This is a genomic window from Micromonospora sp. ANENR4 (genome assembly GCF_015354395.1).
Classification (GTDB): Bacteria; Actinomycetota; Actinomycetes; order Mycobacteriales; family Micromonosporaceae; genus Micromonospora; species Micromonospora aurantiaca.
On the sequence record NZ_JADKYQ010000009.1, the window covers coordinates 90,912 to 110,527 of the forward strand.

19 protein-coding genes are annotated in these 19,616 nt (G+C 73.2%); 9 read left to right on the top strand and 10 right to left on the bottom strand.

Annotation, left to right across the window (positions count from 1 at the left end; genetic code table 11):
* Positions 1-84 precede the first annotated feature (84 nt).
* Positions 85-468 (top strand): WhiB family transcriptional regulator, encoded by a 384-nt coding sequence (locus IRY44_RS17205; RefSeq protein ID WP_194801376.1) that lies wholly within the window; start codon positions 85-87, stop codon positions 466-468.
* Positions 469-604: 136 nt separating this feature from the next.
* Here IRY44_RS17205 and IRY44_RS17210 read toward each other — a convergent pair whose 3' ends face one another.
* The 3 genes from IRY44_RS17210 to groES form a co-directional block, all read right to left on the bottom strand.
* Complete coding sequence (locus IRY44_RS17210) at positions 605-2,275, bottom strand: sulfite oxidase (RefSeq protein WP_228532301.1); 1,671 nt, start codon at positions 2,273-2,275, stop codon at positions 605-607.
* Between the two features lie 61 nt (positions 2,276-2,336).
* On the bottom strand, positions 2,337-3,980 hold the full coding sequence (gene groL, locus IRY44_RS17215) for a chaperonin GroEL (RefSeq protein WP_194801378.1): 1,644 nt from the start codon (positions 3,978-3,980) through the stop codon (positions 2,337-2,339).
* A gap of 70 nt (positions 3,981-4,050) precedes the next feature.
* Positions 4,051-4,365, bottom strand: coding sequence for a co-chaperone GroES (gene groES, locus IRY44_RS17220; protein WP_018222648.1), 315 nt, complete (start codon positions 4,363-4,365; stop codon positions 4,051-4,053).
* A gap of 254 nt (positions 4,366-4,619) precedes the next feature.
* Between groES and IRY44_RS17225 the strand changes: the two genes are divergently transcribed.
* The 7 genes from IRY44_RS17225 to IRY44_RS17255 all read left to right on the top strand — a co-directional run bounded on the left by IRY44_RS17225 (position 4,620) and on the right by IRY44_RS17255 (position 11,877).
* Entirely contained in the window at positions 4,620-5,819 is a 1,200-nt protein-coding gene (locus IRY44_RS17225) for a class I SAM-dependent methyltransferase (RefSeq protein ID WP_194801379.1), read from the top strand.
* A 56-nt stretch (positions 5,820-5,875) separates the two neighbouring features.
* Positions 5,876-6,355: a Cys-tRNA(Pro) deacylase gene (gene ybaK / locus IRY44_RS17230; protein WP_194801380.1), complete on the top strand. Its 480-nt coding sequence runs from the start codon at positions 5,876-5,878 to the stop codon at positions 6,353-6,355.
* 204 nt (positions 6,356-6,559) lie between these two features.
* Positions 6,560-7,663 carry a sugar ABC transporter substrate-binding protein gene (locus IRY44_RS17235; protein WP_120573139.1) on the top strand — a complete coding sequence of 368 codons (1,104 nt, stop codon included), beginning with the start codon at positions 6,560-6,562 and terminating at the stop codon, positions 7,661-7,663.
* Positions 7,664-7,765: 102 nt separating this feature from the next.
* A complete protein-coding gene (locus IRY44_RS17240; RefSeq protein WP_120573138.1) occupies positions 7,766-8,578 on the top strand; it encodes an ATP-binding cassette domain-containing protein in 813 nt (270 codons plus the stop codon).
* Complete coding sequence (locus IRY44_RS17245; RefSeq protein ID WP_194801381.1) at positions 8,575-9,834, top strand: sugar ABC transporter permease; 1,260 nt, start codon at positions 8,575-8,577, stop codon at positions 9,832-9,834. Before IRY44_RS17240 ends, IRY44_RS17245 begins: the two co-directional genes overlap by 4 nt.
* Positions 9,835-9,865: 31 nt before the next feature.
* Positions 9,866-11,041 (top strand): ROK family protein, encoded by a 1,176-nt coding sequence (locus IRY44_RS17250; RefSeq protein ID WP_194801535.1) that lies wholly within the window; start codon positions 9,866-9,868, stop codon positions 11,039-11,041.
* A 98-nt stretch (positions 11,042-11,139) separates the two neighbouring features.
* Complete coding sequence (locus IRY44_RS17255; protein WP_194801382.1) at positions 11,140-11,877, top strand: DUF4142 domain-containing protein; 738 nt, start codon at positions 11,140-11,142, stop codon at positions 11,875-11,877.
* Between the two features lie 53 nt (positions 11,878-11,930).
* Here the strand turns inward: IRY44_RS17255 and IRY44_RS17260 are convergent, their stop codons facing one another.
* The 6 genes from IRY44_RS17260 to tsaB form a co-directional block, all read right to left on the bottom strand.
* Complete coding sequence (locus IRY44_RS17260) at positions 11,931-13,691, bottom strand: ABC transporter ATP-binding protein (protein WP_194801383.1); 1,761 nt, start codon at positions 13,689-13,691, stop codon at positions 11,931-11,933.
* Complete coding sequence (locus tag IRY44_RS17265) at positions 13,688-15,394, bottom strand: ABC transporter ATP-binding protein (protein WP_194801384.1); 1,707 nt, start codon at positions 15,392-15,394, stop codon at positions 13,688-13,690. Before IRY44_RS17265 ends, IRY44_RS17260 begins: the two co-directional genes overlap by 4 nt.
* A 70-nt stretch (positions 15,395-15,464) precedes the next feature.
* On the bottom strand, positions 15,465-15,719 hold the full coding sequence (locus IRY44_RS17270; RefSeq protein WP_091426737.1) for a hypothetical protein: 255 nt from the start codon (positions 15,717-15,719) through the stop codon (positions 15,465-15,467).
* Positions 15,720-15,736: 17 nt separating this feature from the next.
* On the bottom strand, positions 15,737-16,783 hold the full coding sequence (tsaD, locus tag IRY44_RS17275; RefSeq protein ID WP_194801385.1) for a tRNA (adenosine(37)-N6)-threonylcarbamoyltransferase complex transferase subunit TsaD: 1,047 nt from the start codon (positions 16,781-16,783) through the stop codon (positions 15,737-15,739).
* Between the two features lie 5 nt (positions 16,784-16,788).
* Positions 16,789-17,232, bottom strand: a complete 444-nt coding sequence (gene rimI / locus IRY44_RS17280; RefSeq protein WP_194801386.1) for a ribosomal protein S18-alanine N-acetyltransferase — start codon at positions 17,230-17,232, stop codon at positions 16,789-16,791.
* Positions 17,229-17,906: a tRNA (adenosine(37)-N6)-threonylcarbamoyltransferase complex dimerization subunit type 1 TsaB gene (gene tsaB, locus IRY44_RS17285; protein WP_194801387.1), complete on the bottom strand. Its 678-nt coding sequence runs from the start codon at positions 17,904-17,906 to the stop codon at positions 17,229-17,231. Before tsaB ends, rimI begins: the two co-directional genes overlap by 4 nt.
* 171 nt (positions 17,907-18,077) lie before the next feature.
* On the opposite strand from tsaB, the gene IRY44_RS17290 reads away from it, so the two are divergent.
* On the top strand, positions 18,078-18,806 hold the full coding sequence (locus IRY44_RS17290; protein ID WP_194801388.1) for a helix-turn-helix domain-containing protein: 729 nt from the start codon (positions 18,078-18,080) through the stop codon (positions 18,804-18,806).
* On the opposite strand, the gene ung is transcribed toward IRY44_RS17290, so the two are convergent.
* A complete protein-coding gene (gene ung, locus IRY44_RS17295) occupies positions 18,795-19,493 on the bottom strand; it encodes a uracil-DNA glycosylase (RefSeq protein WP_194801536.1) in 699 nt (232 codons plus the stop codon). The two genes, IRY44_RS17290 and ung, sit on opposite strands and share 12 nt — an antisense overlap.
* Positions 19,494-19,616 lie beyond the last annotated feature (123 nt).

Genomic DNA, 19,616 nt, shown 5'->3' on the forward strand with positions numbered 1-19,616 from the left:
CCGGAACCGGCATCCCGCGCGGACCGCCGCCCGGTAGCTGGCAACGAACATTCTCCGCGGTGCCGCGCGGGAGGAGGGGTGCTGATGTCGAACGTACGTAGGCTGCCTGGACCGATCGACGAGCTCTGGGACTGGCAGCGGCTCGGAGCCTGCCGTGGCCGCGACAGCGCGCAGTTCTTCCACCCGGACGGCGAGCGCGGCTCCTCCCGGCTGCGCCGCGAGACCGGCGCCAAGTCGGTCTGCCGCGCCTGCCCGGTGCGCGCCGAATGCGCCGCCCACGCGCTCTCCGTACGCGAGCCGTACGGCGTCTGGGGCGGGTTCAGCGAGTCGGAGCGGCTGCGGCTGCTCGCCCTCGGCTGGGAGGACCTGGCCGACCGCCGGCAGACCAAGGTGGACATCGCCCGACTGGAGGCGCGCCTCGGCCGGCCGCACAACACCGCCGTGCCGGACCAGCGCAAGGTCGCCTGACCCGGTTCCACGACCCCCGATGCCGCGCCCCGAGTTACGGGGCGCGGCGTCGTGTCGTGGCACCCCACGCGTAGATCTTGGAAGCTTTGCGCCCCTATTGCGGGGCGCCGAGGAGCGGGGACGCGGAGTCGGTGGGTCAGGCGACGGTGACCCTGACTGTGTGCCATCCCGTCGCGCCGTCGGGGGCTACCGGGGCACGCTGTTCCGTCTGCGTCTCGCCAGTCGTGTCGGTCGCCCGCACCTGGAGCGAGTGCTCGCCCGGCGTCGCGTCCCACCGCCAAGACCACTGCACCCAGGTGTCCGCCGACACGGCAGGCGCCAGTGTCGCCTCCTGCCAGGGGCCAGCGTCCACGCGTACCTCGACGCGGCTGATGCCGAGGTGCTGCGCCCACGCCACACCGGCCACCGTCACCGGGCCGGCCTCCGGGCGGCTGCGGGGCCGGGGCGTGTCGATCCGGGACTGCGTCTTGATCGGTCCCTGCGCGGACCAGCCACGCGGCACCCAGTACGCGTCGAAGTCGGCGAAGCTGGTCAGCTCCAGCTCGGTGAGCCACTTGCAGGCCGACACGTACCCGTAGAGCCCCGGCACCACCATCCGCACCGGGAAGCCGTGCTGGATCGGCAGCGGCTCGCCGTTCATGCCGACCGCGAGCAGCGCGTCCCGGCCGTCGCGCAGCACCGAGGTGGGCGTGCCACAGGTCCAGCCGTCGACCGCGCGGCCGACCACCTGGTCCGCGCCGTCGGCCGGGCCGGCCTCGTCGAGCAGTTCCTTGATCGGTACGCCGAGCCAGCGCGCGTTGCCGATCAGGTCGCCGCCCACCTCGTTGGAGACGCAGGCGAGCGTCACGTACCGCTCGACCATCGGGCGGGCCAGCAGGTCGTCGAAGCTCAGCTCGATGGGGTTGCGCACCCGCCCGTGGATCCGCAGCCGCCAGGTGACCGGGTCCACCTGCGGCACCACCAGCGCGGTGTCGATCCGGTAGAACTCCCGGTTCGGCGTGACGTACGGCGCCAGCCGGGGCAGTGACAGGTCCGCTCCGGCCGGCACCTGCGGGGCGGGCGCCACCGGGGCGGGCAACGTCACCGCCTCCCGGGCCGCCGACACGCCGCGCCGGCCCGCCAGCCAGTGCCCGCCCAGCCCGGCCACCGCCGCCGCACCGGTGAGCAGCCCGGCGCCGCGCAGGAAACGCCGCCGCGACTCCGCGTCGTCGTCGTGCCGGACCGGCTCCCAGCCACCCGGGGTCTTCTCCTCCCCCGCGAGCGCGGCGACCGCCGGAGGCGGTGCCGGCTGCGCGGCCGCGCCCCGGCCGGGCCCCAGTGGTCCGGCCACGAACGCCCAGAGCGTCAGCGCGCCCAGTCCGCCGCCGACCAGCGAGGGCAGCGCGTCGAACGCGTCCGCGCCGGCCCGGGTCAGCGCGGCAGCGACGCCGAGCACCGTGAACGCGGCGACGCCGGCCAGGCCGATCACCAGCCGCCGGGCCGCCGCCAGGCCGAGCAGCGCCCCGAAGGCGGCCAGCAGCAGCGCCGTCCCGGCCAGCAGGGCGATCTTGTCGTACGTGCCGAAGACGTCGATGGCGAACTGCTTGAGCGGCTCGGGCACCAGGTCGACGACGAGTCCGCCGACGGCGACGAGCGGCGCGGACCGGGGACCGGTCAGGACCGCCACGGGTTCGGCGGTGCCGAGTGCCACCACTGCGGCGACGACACCGGCCAGCGCCGCGCGGCGGCGGGAGAGGGTGCTCACGGCACCCAGTCTGATCGACCCGCCGGTCCGGCTGCCAATCCCGTCAGCGTTCCGTAAGGACATACGCGTCAGGGCACACCACCGGGTCGGCGGTGTGCCCTGACGTCGGGCCGTACTGCTCGGGTCAGAAACCCGGGCCGTGCTGGTGGCCGTGGCCGTGCGAGTGGCCGTGCCCACCGGCGGCCGGCTCCGGCTCGGCCGGCTTCTCCACCACGAGGCTCTCGGTGGTGAGCAGCAGGCCGGCGATCGAGGCGGCGTTGCTGACCGCGTTGCGGGTCACCTTCACCGGGTCGATGATGCCGGACTTGGCCAGGTCGACGTACTCGCCGGTGGCGGCGTCGAGGCCGTGGCCCCAGTCCTGGCCGACGACCTTCTGCACCACCACGTAGCCGTCGTGGCCGGCGTTCTGGGCGATCCAGCGCAGCGGCTCGACGAGCGACTTGCGCACGATCGAGACGCCGACCTTCTCGTCACCGGTGAAGCCCAGGTCGTCGTCGAGCGCCGGCAGGATCTGGGCCAGGGCGGCGCCGCCACCCGGGACCGTACCCTCCTCGACCGCGGCCTTGGTCGCGGCGATGGCGTCCTCGATGCGGTGCTTGCGCTCCTTCATCTCGACCTCGGTGGCCGCGCCGACCTTGATCACAGCGATGCCGCCGGAGAGCTTCGCCAGCCGCTCGGCCAGCTTCTCCCGGTCCCACTCGGAGTCGGAGGCCTCGATCTCCTTGCGGATCTGCGCGACCCGGTCGGCGACCTCGGCGGACTGGCCGCCACCGTCGACGACAGTGGTGTTCTCCTTGTCGACCACGACGCGGCGGGCGGTGCCCAGCACCTCCAGGCCGACCTGGTCGAGCTTGTAGCCCAGCTCCGGGGCGACCAGCTCGGCACCGGTGAGGATCGCCATGTCCTGGAGCATCGCCTTGCGGCGGTCGCCGAAGCCGGGGGCCTTGACCGCGCAGACCTTGACGGTCTTGCGCAGCGCGTTCACCACGAGCGTCGACAGGGCCTGGCCCTCGACGTCCTCGGCGACGATGAGCAGCGGCTTGTTGTTCTGGAGGACCTTCTCCAGCAGCGGCAGCAGCTCCTCGATCGCCGAGATCTTCTGGGTGGTGATCAGGATGTACGGGTCCTCCAGGACCGCCTCCTGCGCCTCCAGGTCGGTGACGAAGTTCGGGGAGATGAAGCCCTTGTCGAACTGGAGACCCTCGGTCACCTCCAGCTCGGTGGTGAGCGCGGAGCCCTCCTCGACGGTGATGACGCCGTCGCGGCCGACCTTCTCCATCGCCTCGGCGATCAGCTCGCCGATCGCGGCGTCCTGCGCGGAGACGGTCGCGACGTGCGCGATCGACTCCTTGCTGGAGACCTCGACGGCCTTGCCGAGCAGCGCCTCGGAGACCTTGGCGGCCGCCGCGTCGATGCCCCGCTTCAGGCCGGTCGGGTTGGTGCCGGCGGCCACATTGCGCAGGCCCTCACGGACCATCGCCTGGGCCAGCACGGTGGCGGTGGTGGTCCCGTCGCCGGCGACGTCGTTGGTCTTGGTCGCCACCTCCTTGACCAGCTGCGCGCCGAGGTTCTCGTACGGGTTGGTGAGCTCGATCTCCTTGGCGATGGTCACGCCGTCGTTGGTGATCGTGGGCGCACCGAACTTCTTGTCCAGGACGACGTTGCGCCCGCGCGGGCCGAGGGTGACCTTCACCGCGTCCGCGAGGGCGTTGACACCGTGCTCCAGCAGGTGCCGGGCGTCGTCCGAGAAGCTGAGGATCTTCGCCATCAGTATCCCTTCGAAGCGACGTTGCCCCGGCCCGGCGAGCCGGACCGGGGCAACGACACTGATCGGTTGCTTACTTCTCGATGACCGCGAGGACGTCGCGGGCGGAGAGCACCAGGTACTCCTCGCCGGCGTACTTGACCTCGGTGCCGCCGTACTTCGAGTAGAGGACGGTGTCGCCGACCTTCACGTCGATCGGCACGCGGTTGCCCTTGTCGTCGATCCGGCCCGGGCCGACAGCGAGGACGGTGCCCTCCTGCGGCTTCTCCTTGGCGGTGTCGGGGATCACGATGCCCGAGGCGGTGGTGGTCTCGGCCTCGTTCGCCTGGACCACGATGCGGTCCTCGAGCGGCTTGATCGCAACCTTGGTCGCGGTAGTCACGGGCATACCCTCCCGGGTACTTGGTGTCGTTGCCGGCCGGCACGCCGACCAGCGTCAATCTGCCACATGCCACCGGGCGGGGCCGTCGTCGCGGGTGCCGGTCCGCCTGGCGCTCAACCCCCGGGCACGAGGCTCGGGCGTTGGCACCCTCAGGGTGAGAGTGCTAATCGCAGGTTATTCCTCGGCTAGCACTCCGTCAAGGAGAGTGCCAACGCGTCGCCCTCCGTGTCGCGCCGGAACCGGGCCGGGAGAATGAGCGCGTGGATCTCGACCAGCTCGCCGCGCTGCGTACCCCCGAGGGGTCGTCGGCGCTCGCCGCGGCCGAGCGGGTGGCCGGCGGCGACCCGCTGGCGGCGGCGGCCGCGCTGCGCTCGGCCGGCATCCCCGGCGGGCTCGCGGCGGCGGCACTGACCCAGGCGGAGCTGCGCCGCCGGGCGGCCGGCAAGTTCGGCCCGGTCGCGGCCGGGATGTTCCTCACCCGGGCCGGGCTGGAGCAGGCCACCCGGCGCGCGGTCGCGGACCGGCGCGCCGCGCGGCTGCGCGCCGCGGGCGTGACCACGCTGGCCGACCTGGGGTGCGGGCTGGGCGCCGACGCGCTCGCCGCGGGCCGCGCCGGCATCCGGGTGTACGCGGTGGAGGCCGACCCGCTCACCGCCGCGATGGCCGCCGCCAACGCCGAGGCGGCCGGGCTCGCCGACCTGGTGACCGTCTCCTGCGGTGACGCCACAGCGTTCGACGTGCGCCCTGTCGACGCGGTGTTCTGCGATCCGGCGCGGCGGCGGGCCGGCACCGGGCGGCGCGTCTTCGACCCGAACGCCTACTCCCCGCCGTGGGACTTCGTCACCGGCCTGGCCGCGCGGGTGCCGCGGACCGTGGTGAAGGTGGCGCCGGGGCTCGACCACGCGCTGATCCCGGCGGGCGCCGAGGCGGAATGGGTGAGCGTGGACGGCGACCTGGTCGAGGCGGCGCTCTGGTGCGGTGACCTGGCCGAGGTCCCGCGCCGCGCCACAGTGCTGCGCGAGCGCGACGACGCGGTGTCGCTCCTCACCGGCACGGGCGGGCAGGAGGCGCCGGTGGGACCGGTCCGGCGGTTCCTCTACGACCCGGATCCGGCGGTGGTCCGGGCGCACCTGGTCGCCGAGCTGGCCACCGACCTCGACGCGACGCTCGCCGACCCGTCGATCGCCTACCTGTACGCCGACGAGGCCCGGCCCACCCCGTTCGCCCGCTGCCTGGAGATCACCGACGTGCTGCCGTTCTCGCTGAAGCGGCTGCGCGCGCTGCTGCGGGAGCGGCGGGTCGGCCGGGTCGAGATCCGCAAGCGCGGGTCGGCGCTGGAGCCGGAGAAGCTACGCCGTGACCTGCGGCTCTCCGGCGAGGCGGCGGCCGACCTGGTGCTGACCCGGGTCGCCGGCGGCCCCACGGTGCTCGTCTGCCGGCCGGTTCCGGCGGGCGGCTGACCCGCGGCGCGCGGTTTCGGCTCGCGGCGGGCCGGCGACCGGGCTAGCTTGATCCGGTGGCGGGCCCTGGCACTCCGGCGATCGCGTTGCTGAGCAAGCGGAAGATCGCCCACAGCACCCACACCTACGACGTCTCGCCGGACGCGCCGAACTACGGCGCGCTCGTCGCGACCGCGCTCGGGGTGGCACCGGAGCGCGTGTTCAAGTCGCTCGTCACCGAGGTCGACGGCGGGCTGACGGTGGCGGTGGTGCCGGTGACCGGCGAGCTGGACCTGAAGGCGCTCGCCGCTGCGGCCGGCGGCAAGCGGGCGACGATGGCGGACCGTACGACGGCCGAGCGGGCGACCGGATACGTCCGCGGCGGCATCAGCCCGCTGGGGCAACGCAAGCGGCTACCGACAGTCATCGACGCCTCCGCGCTGACACACCCGACCGTGTACGTCTCGGCGGGCCGCCGAGGGTTGCAGGTGCAGCTCGCGCCGACCGATCTGGTGGCGCTCACCGGGGCGACGACGGCATCGATCGCCGCCGCCTGAGCGGGCTCGTGACGGTACGTGTGGGAGCGTTCCCGGAGCGCGCTCTCCAGGCGGTGTCCCGCGGGTGACAACCGCGTTGCTGAATTGTTACCGCCGCCAACAAACTTCTGACCTCGGCAGTCTTGCGGTGCATGGGAAGCGGGGAATACGTTGCCGGGCACAACAAAACATCACCACTCCCCCACCTCCGAAAGGACCCTGCACATGCGCAAGGGCTTCCTCACCTTCGCGGCCGTCGGTCTCCTCGCGACCGGCAGCATGGCCGCCTGCGGTGACAACGGCGGTTCTTCCGACGAGGCCGGCGGCTCCAACGCCAAGAAGCCGAAGATCGGCGTGATCCTGCCGGACAGCAAGTCCTCCGCCCGCTGGGAGGGCGCGGACCGCAAGTACCTGAAGGCGGCGTTCGACGCGGCCGGCGTCGAGTCCGACATCCAGAACGCGCAGAACGACAAGACCGCGTTCCAGACCATCGCCGACCAGATGATCACCAGCGGCGTCAACGTCCTGATGATCGTCAACCTGGACTCCGGCACCGGCAAGGCCGTGCTCGACAAGGCCAAGTCGCAGGGCGTCGCGACCATCGACTACGACCGGCTGACCCTGGGCGGCTCCGCCCAGTACTACGTCAGCTTCGACAACGAGGCGGTCGGCAAGCTCCAGGGCGAGGGCCTGAGCAAGTGCCTGACCGACAAGGGCGTCAAGAACCCGTCGATCGCGTACCTCAACGGCTCGCCGACCGACAACAACGCCACCCTGTTCAAGAACGGGTACGACTCGGTACTCAAGCCGAAGTTCGACTCGAAGGAATACACCAAGGTCGCCGACGACCCGGTACCCGCGTGGGACAACGCGCAGGCCGCCACCATCTTCGAGCAGCAGATGACCAAGGCCGGCGGCAAGATCGACGGCGTGCTCGCCGCCAACGACGGTCTCGGCAACGCGGCCATCTCGGTGCTGAAGAAGAACAAGCTCAACGGCAAGGTCCCGGTGACCGGTCAGGACGCCACCAAGGAGGGCCTGCAGAACATCCTCGCCGGCGACCAGTGCATGACCGTCTACAAGGCGGTCAAGAAGGAGGCGGACGCCGCCGCCGAGCTGGCCATCGCGCTCGCCAAGGGCGAGAGGAAGGACACCGGCCAGACGGTCAAGGACCCGGAGGGCAACCGGGACGTGCCGGCCGTGCTGCTGGAGCCCAAGGCCATCTACAAGGACAACGTCAAGGACGTGGTGGCCGACGGCTACGTCACCAAGGAAGAGCTCTGCACCGGTGCCTTCGCGAAGCTCTGCACCGACGCCGGCGTGAGCTGACCCACCCGCCTCAGGCGGCGCCGCCCGGCACGGGAGACCCGTGCCGGGCGGCGCCCGCGCCGGACGGGATCCGAGACCTCCCTCCGCCCAAAGGAGAACCCCGTGTCCGCAACCCCCCTGCTGGAGCTACGCGGGATCGACAAGAGCTTCGGTCCCGTCCAGGTGCTGCGCGACGTCGCCTTCGCCGCGCACCCCGGCGAGGTGACCGCGCTCGTCGGCGACAACGGCGCCGGCAAGTCGACCCTGGTCAAGTGCATCAGCGGCATCCACCCCACCGACGCCGGCGAGTTCCTCTTCGACGGGCGGCCGGTGACCATCAACAGCCCCCGGGACGCCGCCGCGCTCGGGATCGAGGTCGTCTACCAGGACCTCGCGCTCTGCGACAACCTCGACATCGTGCAGAACATGTTCCTCGGCCGGGAGAAGCGCAGCGGCATCGTGCTCGACGAGCCGACAATGGAGCAGATGGCCGCCGAGACGCTCGCCGGCCTGAGCGTGCGCACCGTGAAGTCGCTGCGCCAGCACGTCGCCAGCCTCTCCGGCGGCCAGCGGCAGACAGTCGCCATCGCCAAGGCCGTGCTCTGGAACAGCCGGCTGGTCATCCTGGACGAGCCGACCGCAGCGCTCGGCGTCGCGCAGACCGCCCAGGTGCTGGAGCTGGTGCGCCGGCTGGCCGACAACGGCCTGGCCGTGGTGCTCATCTCGCACAACATGAACGACGTCTTCGCCGTCTCCGACCGGATCGCCGCGCTCTACCTCGGCCAGATGGTCGCCCAGGTGAAGACCACAGACATCACCCACTCGCAGGTGGTCGAGCTGATCACCGCCGGCCGATCCGGCAGCCTCGGCCTCACCGGCGAGCCGGGCGGCAACGGCGCCGCGCCCGCCGACACCACCCCAGGAGCCGTCCGATGACCGCCATCGTCGTGAAGAAGGAAGGCCCGGCCGGCGTCGCGCCGACACCGACCCTGAACAGCCACGTGAACAACTACTGGCGCCGCGTACGCGGCGGCGACATCGGCGCGCTCCCCGCTGTGGTCATGCTCGTGGCGCTGGCGGTGGGCTTCTCGATCGCCCGCCCGTCGTTCTTCACCGCCGGCAACCTGGCGAACCTGTTCACCCAGGGCGCGGCGGTCACGCTCATCGCCATGGGCCTGGTCTTCGTCCTGCTGCTCGGCGAGATCGACCTCTCCGCCGGCTTCGCCAGCGGCGTCTGCGCCGCGATCCTGGCCAACGTCGTCACCGTGCTCGGCTACCCCTGGTACGTGGCGGTCCTCGCCGCCGTCGTCACCGGTGTGGTGATCGGCACCGTGCTGGGTCTGCTGGTCGCCAAGGTCGGCATCCCGTCCTTCGTGGTCACGCTCGCCGGGTTCCTCGCCTTCCAGGGCGTCGTGCTGACGCTGATGGACGAGGGCGCCAACATCGCGATCCGCGACGACGTGCTCGTCGCGATCGCCAACCGCAACCTCACCCCCGCGCTGGGCTGGGCGCTCGCCGCGGTGGCCGTCGCCGGGTACGCGGCAGTGCAGTTGCTGCGATACCGCAACCGGGCCGCCCGTGGCCTGCTCACCGACCCGCTCACGGTGGTCGGCGCGCGGATCGGCGGCCTGGCCGTGATCCTCGGCGTGGCGGTCTACGTGCTCAACCTGGAGCGCAGCCGCAACGTGCTGATCACCTCGCTCAAGGGCGTGCCGATCGTGGTGCCGATCATCGCGGTGCTGCTGATCGTCTGGACGTTCGTGCTCCAGCGCACCAGCTACGGACGGCACATCTACGCGGTCGGCGGCAACGCCGAGGCGGCCCGCCGGGCCGGCATCAACGTCGACCGGATCCGCATCTCCGTCTTCGTCATCTGCTCCTCGATGGCCGCCATCGGCGGCATCGTGGCCGCCAGCAGGGGCAACTCCGTCGACCCCAACACCGGTGGCAGTAACGTACTGCTCTACGCCGTCGGCGCGGCGGTGATCGGCGGCACCAGCCTCTTCGGCGGCAAGGGCCGGGTCCTCGACGCCGTGCTCGGTGGCGCGGTGGTCGCGGTCATCGACAACGGTATGGGACTGATGGGATACAGCTCGGGCGTCAAGTACGTGGTCACCGGCGTGGTGCTGCTCGCCGCGGCGACCATCGACGCGCTGTCGCGTCGGCGGGCCGCCGCCACCGGCAACCGCTGAGCAGGGGCACGGAAACACGATGGCAGTGGCAATGCGCGCGGGCCCCAGTCAGGACGAGATCCGTCGGCAGAACCTGGGCGCATTGCTCCGCTACGTACACGTGCACGGCGCCACCACCCGCGCCGAGCTGACCACCGCGCTCGGCCTCAACCGCAGCACCATCGGCGCGCTGACCGCGGACCTGGCCGGCGCCGGTCTGGTCAGCGAGGGGACGCCGAAGGAGACCGGCCGGGCCGGACGACCGTCACTCGTCGTCCGGCCCGAGTCGGGTCGGGTCTACGCGTACGCGTACAGCGTCGAGGTGGACCGGCTGCGGGCCGCGCGGGTCGGGCTCGGCGGTGAGGTGCTCGACCGCCGGGAGATGGACCGGCCGCGCAACCTGGTCGCCGGGGAGGCCGCCCCGCTGCTCGCCGGCGCGGTCAAGGAGATGCACCAGTCGGTGCCGCCGGACGCGATCTGCGTCGGCGCCGGGGTGGCGGTGTGCGGCATGGTCCGCCGGGAGGACGGACTGGTCCGGCTCAGCCCCACCACCGGCTGGGTGGACGAGCCGATCGGTGCGGCGCTCGCCGTCGAGCTGGGGATAGACGTACCGATCACGGTGGGCAACGTGGCCGACGTGGCCGCGTACGCCGAGCACGCCCGGGGCGCGGCAGTCGGCTGCGACAACGTCATCTACATCTACGGCGACGTCGGCGTGGGCGCGGGCATCATCGCCGGAGGGCGGCGGCTGAGAGGGCACGGCGGCTACGGCGGCGAGGTCGGCCACATGGTGGTGGTCCGCGACGGGGTGCGCTGCGACTGCGGCCGGCGCGGCTGCTGGGAGACCGAGATCGGCGAGCACGGGCTGCTGCGCGCCGCCGGCCGGTCCGAGGCGCGCGGCCGGGACGCGCTGCTCGCCGTCTTCGACGCCGCCGACCGTGGTGACGCCCGCGCCCAGACCGCGGTACGGCAGGCCGGCGACTGGCTCGGCTTCGGCGTCGCGAACCTGGTGAACATCTTCAACCCGGAGATGGTCATCTTCGGCGGCACCATGCGCGACCTCTATCTGGCCGCGGCGGCGCAGGTGCGCAGCCGGCTCAACTCCAACGGGCTGCCCGCGTGCCTGGAGCACGTGCGGCTGCGTACCCCGAAGCTCGGTGACGACGCGGCGCTGATCGGCGCCGCCGAGCTGGCGTTCGAACGACTCCTCGCCGACCCGCTGAACTGATCGGCCCGCCGATCCGTACCAGTGTGCGGACGGGCGGCCGGCTTGCGCGGCCGTCCACGACCCCGCGTACCGGTCCGGACCGAGGAGGCACCGCAACCATGGCATCGCTGGAATCCGCACGCCGCAAGCTGGCGCACCGGGTGGTACTGCTGCTCGCCGCGCTGGGCGCGGGGATCGGCGTCGTTCCCGGGACGGCGCAGGCCGCACCCAACCCCGGCGTGCAGATGAACGCCGCCGACATGACGCTGCTCAACGGTGTACGGCTGGCCGGGCTGTGGGAGATGCCGGCCGGGCAGATGGCGGCCGAGAAGGGCCAGTCCGCCCGGGTACGCGAGGTCGGCGCGGAGATCGCCAAGCAGCACGCGGAGCTGGACCAGTTGGTGGTCGAGGCGGCGAACAAGCTGGGCGCCACCCTGCCGACGGATCCGACGGCCGAGCAGAAGGGGTGGCTGACCGAGATGCAGAACGCCACCGGCGCCCGGTTCGACCAGATCTTCGTCACCCGGCTGCGGGTCGCCCACGGCAAGATCTTCCCGGTGATCGGCGCGGTCCGGGCCAGCACCCGCGACCCGATCGTGCGCAAGCTGGCCGAGGATGCCAACACGTTCGTCAACGACCACATGACCATGCTGGAGAGCACCGGGCTGGTGCGCTGGCAGCAGTTGCCGCCGGCCGCGCTGCCGCCCGCGCAGAGCGACTCGCTCGTCGCCGCCGCCCAGGCCAACGTGGGCAGCGGCGGTGGACTCCAGGTGGGCACCGGCGTGGTGTGGGCGGTGTTCCTGATCGCGCTCGGCACCGGCGGGTACGCGACCTGGCGGCTGACCCGCCGCTCGTGACCCCCGGCCGTCGAGCGGGCCCCGGCACGTCTGCCGGGGCCCGTCGCGCGTTCTCAGCCGTGCCAGGAACGCCACAGCGCGGCGTACGAGCCACCGGTCGCGACCAGCTCGTCGTGCGACCCCAGCTCGGTGATCCGGCCGTCGGCGACCACCGCCACACGGTCCGCGTCGTGCGCGGAGAAGAGCCGGTGCGCGATGGCGATGACGGTACGGCCGTGCAGCACCGCCGCCAGCGACCGTTCCAGGGCCCGGGCCGCTCGCGGGTCGATCAGCGAGGTGGCCTCGTCCAGCACCAGCGTGTGCGGGTCGGCGAGCACCAGCCGGGCCAGCGCGAGCTGCTGCGCCTGCGCGGGGGTGAGCGGGTGGCCGCCCGCGCCGACCGCCGTGTCGAGCCCGTCCGGCAGGGCCAGCGCCCAGTCCAGCGCGTCGACGGCGGCCAGCGCCGCGCGTACCCGCGCCGGGTCGGCGTCCGGCCGGACCATCGCCACGTTGTCGGCGAGCGTGCCGATGAACACGTGGTGCTCCTGACTGACGAGCGCGACGTGGGTACGCAGCTCGGCCAGGGGCATTCCGGCGAGTGGACGGCCGTCCACCGTCACCGTGCCGGCGCGCGGCGCGTGCACGCCGGCCAGCAGCCGGCCCAGCGTCGACTTGCCCGCCCCGGACGGGCCGACCATCGCGAGCCGCTCCCCCGGCCGGGGTTCCAGCGTCACGCCGTGCAGCACGTCGTGTCCCGGGCGGTACGCGTACCGGACGTCGTGCGCGGCGAGCCGGCCCTCACCGCCCGGGGCGGCAGCGCGCTCGTCCGGCGTGGCGGATGCCTTGGCGCGCTCATCCGGTTCGGCGGCCACCCCGAGCAGCCGGGCCAGCGAGGCGCCGCCGACCTGGAACTCGTCCAGCCAGCCGAGCAGCCGCTCGATCGGGTCGGTGAGCTGCTGGGCGTAGAGCGTGGCGGCGGTGACCTGGCCGAGGCTGGCCCAGCCCTTCAGGTGGAACCAGCCGCCGATGAGCAGGGTCGCCACCATCGGCACCAGGTAGCCGAACTCGGCCACCGGCCAGAACACGGTACGCAGGTGGAGCGTGTAGCGCTCGGCCGCGTACGACCGGCGGATGTCGGCGTCGCCGCGCGCCCGGCGGCGAGCCGCCTGCCGCAGCGCCTCGGTGGTCCGCGCCCCCTCGACCGTCTCGCTGATCCCGTCGGTGATGTCCGAGTAGGCGGCGTTCTCCCGCAGGTAGCCCTGCGGCGCGCGGCGCAGGTACCAGCGGGTGCCGGCCCACAGCACCGGCACCGCCAGCAGGCTGGGCAGCGCCAGCAGCGGGCCGGTCAGCACCAGCGCGCCGAGGATCAGCAGCACGGTCAGCGCCGCGATGAGCGTCTCCGGCCCGGCGAACCGGACCGTACGGGACAGCGCGGCGACGTCCCGCGAGGTACGGGTGAGCAGGTCGCCGGTGCCGGCCCGCTCCACTGTGGCGAGCGGCAGCGCGAGCACTCGGTCGACGAACTCCTCCCGCAGCTCGGCGAGCACCCGCTCACCGAGCCGGGCCGAGGCCAGGTGCGCGAAACGGACCAGCACCGCCTGCACCACCACGAACGCGGCGATGGCCGCGACGACCCGGTCCACGGTCGTCGCGGCGATGCCCTGGGAGATCCCCTCCACCAGGTCACCGAGCAGGCGCGGGGCGACGAGCCCGGCGCCGGCGGCGAGCGCGTGCAGACCGAGCGCGGCGGCCAGGCCACGCGGGTGACGGCGGATCAGCTCGCGCACGTACCGGCGGACCTGGGCGGCGTCGGCGACGGGCAGCGCGTTGCTCATCGGTCCTCCTCCCGGCTCACCGTGGCGGCGTAGCGCGGCTCGGCGGCGAGCAGTTCCTCGTGCCGGCCCTCGGCGACGACCTTGCCGTCCTCGACGAAGACCACGTGGTCGGCGTGGCCGAGCACCAGCGGGCTCGTGGTGCAGACGAGCGTGGTCCGGCCGTGGCGGGCCGGGCCGAGCCGTTCGGCGATGCGCGCCTCGGTGTGCGTGTCCACCGCGCTGGTCGGCTCGACCAGGATCAACGTCTCCGGGTCGGCGACGAGCGCGCGGGCCAGCCGCAGCCGTTGCCGCTGCCCGCCGGAGAACTCCCGGCCGCGTTCGGCGACCTCGCCGTCCAGGCCGCCGGGCAGCGCCTCGACGATGTCGGTGGCGCTCGCCGCGGCCAGTGCCCCCTCGACGGCGCCGGGCTCGGCCCGGTCGTGCGGGTCCAGCTCCGTGCGCAGCACGCCGCTGAACAGCTGCGCGTCGTTGTCGGCCACCAGGATCCGCTCCCGCACCGTCGCCAGCGCCACGTCCCGCAGCGGTACGCCGTGCAGCGTGACGTCCCCGTCGGCGTACCGGCCGAGCCGGTCGGCGATCTCGGTGGCGTCCTGCGGGGTGGCGGTGGCCAGCGCGGTGAGCCGGCCCGGTCGCAGGACGAGTCCGGAGCGTGCGTCCGTCAGCTCGCCCGGCCCGGCCGGCACCGGCACCGGGGTGGCCGGGTCGGTGAACTCCGGCGCGAGCCGCAGCAACCGGACCACCCGGCGGGCCGCGACGTGTCCCCGGGTCAGCTTGTCGGCCGCCTCGGTGAGGTTGCGCAGCGGGCTGACCAGGAACGCGGTGTAGCCGTAGAACGAGACCAGCTCGCCGGCGCTGATCTCGCCGCGCAGCGCGAACCGGGCGCCGAGCCAGGTCACCAGCACCACGAAGACGCCGGGCAGCAGGATCTGCGCGGCCTGCAACAGCGACTCGACCCGGGCCACCCGCAGCCCGTCCGCGCGCAGCGCCTGCGACCGTTGCCGGTAGCGCTCGGACAGCACCGGCTCGCCGCCGACTCCGCGCAGCACCCGCAGGCCGGAGACGATGTCTGCGGCCCGGGCGGTGAGCCGGCCGGTCGAGTCCCGGTACGCGGCCTGCTGCCGGTGCAGCGGGCGGATCAGCAGCGCCACGAGCGCCATCAGCAGCGGCACCCCGAGCACCACGACGAGGCCGAGCGGCTGGGAGGCGTTGAGCAGGATCACCGCGACGGTGACGATGCCGACCACCGAGCCGGCGCCGCGGGCGGTGATGTCGACGGCACTGCCGATGTGCTCGATGTCGGCGGTGCCGATGCTCACCACCTCGCCCGCCGCGACCCGCCGGGGCAGCGCGGCGCCGAGCCGGTTGGTGGCATCCACGGTGACCTGCACGGTGCGGTAGGCGGCGCCGAGCCAGTTGTGTACGGCGCAGCGGTGGCGCAGGATCCCGGCGACGGCCTGCACCAGACCCAGCCCGAGCAGGGCCAGACTCCAGCGCACCAGCGCGTCCGGGTCGCGTTGGGCCAGGCCGGCTTCCACGGCGCGGCCGAGCACGGCCGGCACCAGTGCCTGGGCCAGCATCCAGATCACGCCGAGCGTGAGACCGGCACCGAAGATGACGGGGTGCCGCCCGGCGAGCCACACCAGGTATCGGGTGGCCGACCGCGCGTCAGGGGTGCCGGGGTCGCCGGCCGGTGAGAAGCGCATGACCCACCGACGCTAGGTGCCGGGGTGATCCGGGCGCCAACCAATTCCGGCCGCCGTGACGGCCCTCGCGTCAGCGGTCGACCTGGGTGAAGTCCCAGCTGTGCGGCGGGCGGGCGATCAGGCGTGCGGGCGGCTCGGGCAGTTCCCGGGGGTTGTTGCGCCACTTGGAGATGACCACGAGCCGGTGGTCGGTGGAGGAGAACACCTCACTGGAGACGTGCATCGGGTCGTGCTCGAACTCGGGCAGCGCGGTCTCGCAGACCCAGGTGATCAGGTCGGCGAAGCCGTACGGCTCGGCCTTGGCCTCCCACATCCGGACGATCATGTCGGTCTCCTCCCCGCTCACACGCTGACCACTGTCAGCGGCATCGCCGAGTCGGCCGGCAGGTCCAGCCGGCTCGGCGCGACGCCTGCGGCCACCAGGTGGGAGCCGAGCGCGGCCACCATCGCGCCGTTGTCCGTGCAGAGCTTCGGCCGGGGCGTACGCACCCGGATGCCGTGCCTGCCGGCCCGCTGCTCGGCCATCACCCGCAGCCGGGAGTTGGCCGCCACACCGCCGCCGATGACAAGCGTGTCGATGCCGCTGGTGCGGCAGGCGTCGATCGCCTTGCCGACCAGCACGTCGCAGACCGCCTCCTGGAAGGACGCGGCCACGTCGGCGACCGGCACCGGCTCACCGGCCCGCTGCCGCGCCTCCACCCAGCGGGCCACCGCCGTCTTCAGGCCGGAGAAGGAGAAGTCGTACCGGTGCCCGACCAGGTCCTTCGCGGCGGTCAGCCCGCGCGGGAAGGCGATCGCCGCCGGGTCACCGGCCCGCGCCTCGCGGTCGATGTACGGCCCGCCGGGGAACGGCAGCCCGAGCAGCCGGGCCACCTTGTCGAACGCCTCGCCGGCCGCGTCGTCGATGGTGGCGCCGAGCGGTACGACGTCGCGTGCGAGGTCGTCGACGCGCAGCAGCGAGGAGTGCCCGCCGGAGACCAGCAGCGCGATCGCGGGCTCGGGCAGTGGTCCGTGTTCGAGCGTGTCCACAGCGACGTGCGCGGCGAGGTGGTTCACGCCGTACACCGGCTTCTCCGCCGCCACCGCGTACCCCTTGGCGGCGGCGACCCCGACGAGCAGCGCGCCGGCCAGGCCCGGCCCGGAGGTCACGGCGATGGCGTCGATGTCGGCGATGGTGACGCCCGCTTCGCGCAGCGCCCGGTCCATGGTCGGCACGATGGCCTCCAGGTGGGCGCGGCTGGCCACCTCGGGCACCACGCCGCCGAACCGGGCGTGCTCCTCGACGCTGGAGGCGAGCGCGTCGGCGAGCAGCGTGTGCCCGCGCACGATGCCCACGCCGGTCTCGTCGCAGGAGGTCTCGATGCCGAGGATCAGGGGTTCGTCAGCCATGCGCGTCAGTCCTCGTTGCGCTGCATGACCAGCGCGTCGGTGTTGCTCGGTTGGTAGTAGCCGCGCCGTACGCCGATCGGCTCGAACCCGTAGCCGGCGTAGAGCCGTTGCGCGGGCGCGTTGTCCGCGGCGACCTCCAGCAGCGTGCTGCGGACGCCGCGCCGGGCCGCCTCGGCGAGCAGCGCCTCCAGCAGCAGCCGGCCGATCCCCCGGCGCTGGGCGTCCCGGCGGACCGCGACGTTCTGCACCCACGCCTCGTCGGGCGGGGACACGGCCAGCCCGGCGTAGCCGAGCACAGCGCCGTCGTCGTCGGTGGCGACCAGGTAGAAGTGCCCGTTGGCGAGTTCGTTCCAGAACATCGCCGCCGACCACTGCTCGGCGCCGAACAGGTCCGCCTCGATGGGCAGCACCTCGTCGATGTGCCACCAGCGGAACCGGCCCAGCCTCATGGCAGGACCGGCTTGTGGCCGGTGGCCGCGACCGCGTCCGGCCGGCGCAGGTAGAGCGGGGTCAGCGTCTCGCCGGGCGCGCCCGCGCGGATCCGCGGCGCGGCGAGACGGGCCAGCGCCAGCGGGTCCGGGTAGCGCGGCTCGTCGCGTACCGGCAGCCCCAGCACGTCCGCGTACCGGTGCGCGCCGTCGCCCACCGCGACGGTGACCGCGAGGTCGCGCGCCCGCTCCGCGACCACCGCCGGGGCCGCCACCTCCGGCCCGGCCAGGCGCTGTCCGGCGCCGTCGTAGACGGCCCAGTAGATCTCCCGGCGCCGCGCGTCGCTCGCCGCCAGCACCGGCTCGCCGGCGGCCGCCGGGTGGCCGAGCCCGTCCAGCGAGCAGACGCCGTACGTGGGTACGCCGAGCACCTGACCCACGGTGGCGGCGGTGACCAGCCCGACGCGCAGCCCGGTGAACGGGCCCGGGCCGAGGCCGGCGACGATCGCGGCCAGGTCGGCGGGACGCGCGCCGACATCCGCCAGCACGGCGTCGACCTGCGGCGCGAGCAGCTCGCCGTGGGCGCGGGCATCGACTGTGCGCCGGGACGCGCGGACCGCGACGCCGTCCGCCGAGACCTCGGCAAGGGCCGCGGTCACCGCGGGCGTCGAGGAGTCCACCACGAGTACGAGCACGGTAAGCCAGCCTAGCCGTCCGCCCCGCCCGTGCCCGGCACGCCCTCACCGCTCGCCCACTCACGGTGCGTAGCGCCCGGACTAAGGAGAAGAGGTGAGTGCCTTATGCCTCTGGGTCATAAATATGACTCAGAGGCATAAGACTTAGAAGAGGACTGCCATTCTCCGGAGATGACGGAGAGTCGCCTCGTTCGAGAGATCGCCAGCACCCTGCGACGTGAACGCGAACAAGCAGGCCTCACCCAGCAGGCGCTGGCCGCTCGGTCCGGGCTCAGTCAGGCGGCCATCGCCCGGATCGAACGCGGCGACCGGCTGCCGAGCCTGACCACCGCGGAACGCCTGCTCGCCGCGCTCGGCCGGCAACTGCGGATCGCGGTCGAGCCGCTGGACAGTCACCTGGACGCCGCGCTGGACGAGATGGCCGGGACGGTGCTTGCCGAGCGGATCGAAGATCTCCGGCTGGACCGGCTCATGGACGCCTTGGGCGACCTGCCGTACGTGCTGTCGGGCGGCATGGCGGCACTGCTGCAGGGCGCGCCGCTGCCGGTGGACGCGGTCGAGATCGCGGTGCGCTGGCGGGACTCGCCGCAGTTCAGCGCGCTCCTCGAGCGGATCCACGCGCAGCGTTGGAACGCCCGATGGCAGGAGTGGGGCGGCATCCACACGGAGCCCGAGGAGCCGGGCGAGCACCGTTGGCTGACCCGCTACGGCGAACTACGGGCCCGGATGTGCGACGACCTGCCCGAGCCCATCGAGGTCCGCCTCGGTGACCGCACGTACCCGGTCGAGCCGCTGGTCGAGGTGGAGGTGACCGACCGGCGCACGGCCGAGCTGCTGTCCCGGTACCGCCGGCGCCTCGCCGCAGCGTCGGGCGAGGCGCCGGGCGGGTCAGCCGGCTGAGCGCTCCCAATCGATGGTGGGCAGCCCCGCGTCGGCCAGCGCCTTGTTCGCGGCGCTGAACGGGCGGCTGCCGAGGAAACCGCGCGGGTTCATCGGGCTCGGGTGCCCGGCCTCCAGCACCACGTGCTGCGGGTTGGTCACCAGCGCCGCCTTCTTGCGCGCGTAGCCGCCCCAGAGCAGGAACACCACGCGCTGGTCGAGCGCGTCGAGCGCCCGGATCGTGGCGTCGGTGAACTCCTCCCAGCCCTTGTTGGCGTGCGAACCGGGCGTGGCCTGCCGGACCGTCAGCACCGAGTTGAGCAGCAGGACGCCCTGCGCGGCCCAGCCGTCGAGGTTGCCGCTGCGCGGCTTCGGCACGCCCAGGTCCTCGCCCAGCTCCTTGAAGACGTTGCGCAGCGACGGCGGCACCGCCACCCCCTCGCGCACGCTGAAGCTCAGCCCGTGCGCCTGGCCCGCCTTGTGGTACGGGTCCTGCCCGAGGATCAGCACCCGGGTGTCGGCCGGCCCGCACAGCCGGTAGGCGGAGAAGAGGTCCTCCAGCGGCGGGAAGACAGTGGCGGTCGCGTACTCCCGGGTGACGAACTCGGCCAGCGCCGCGGTGCGGGCCGGGTCCAGGTGGGGGGTGAGCACGGCACGCCAGGCCTCCGGCAGCAGCGCCGGCAGGTCCAGGGTGGGGGCGTCGGGCATCGGCAACCTCTCCTCGTCGGTCGCCACCTTCTTACCAGCCACGACCGACACTCCCGGTCGGCGCCGGGGCCGGTACTGGACGAGAAAAGTTACCGGAGCGTAACCTACCGGCAAGTTACTTAC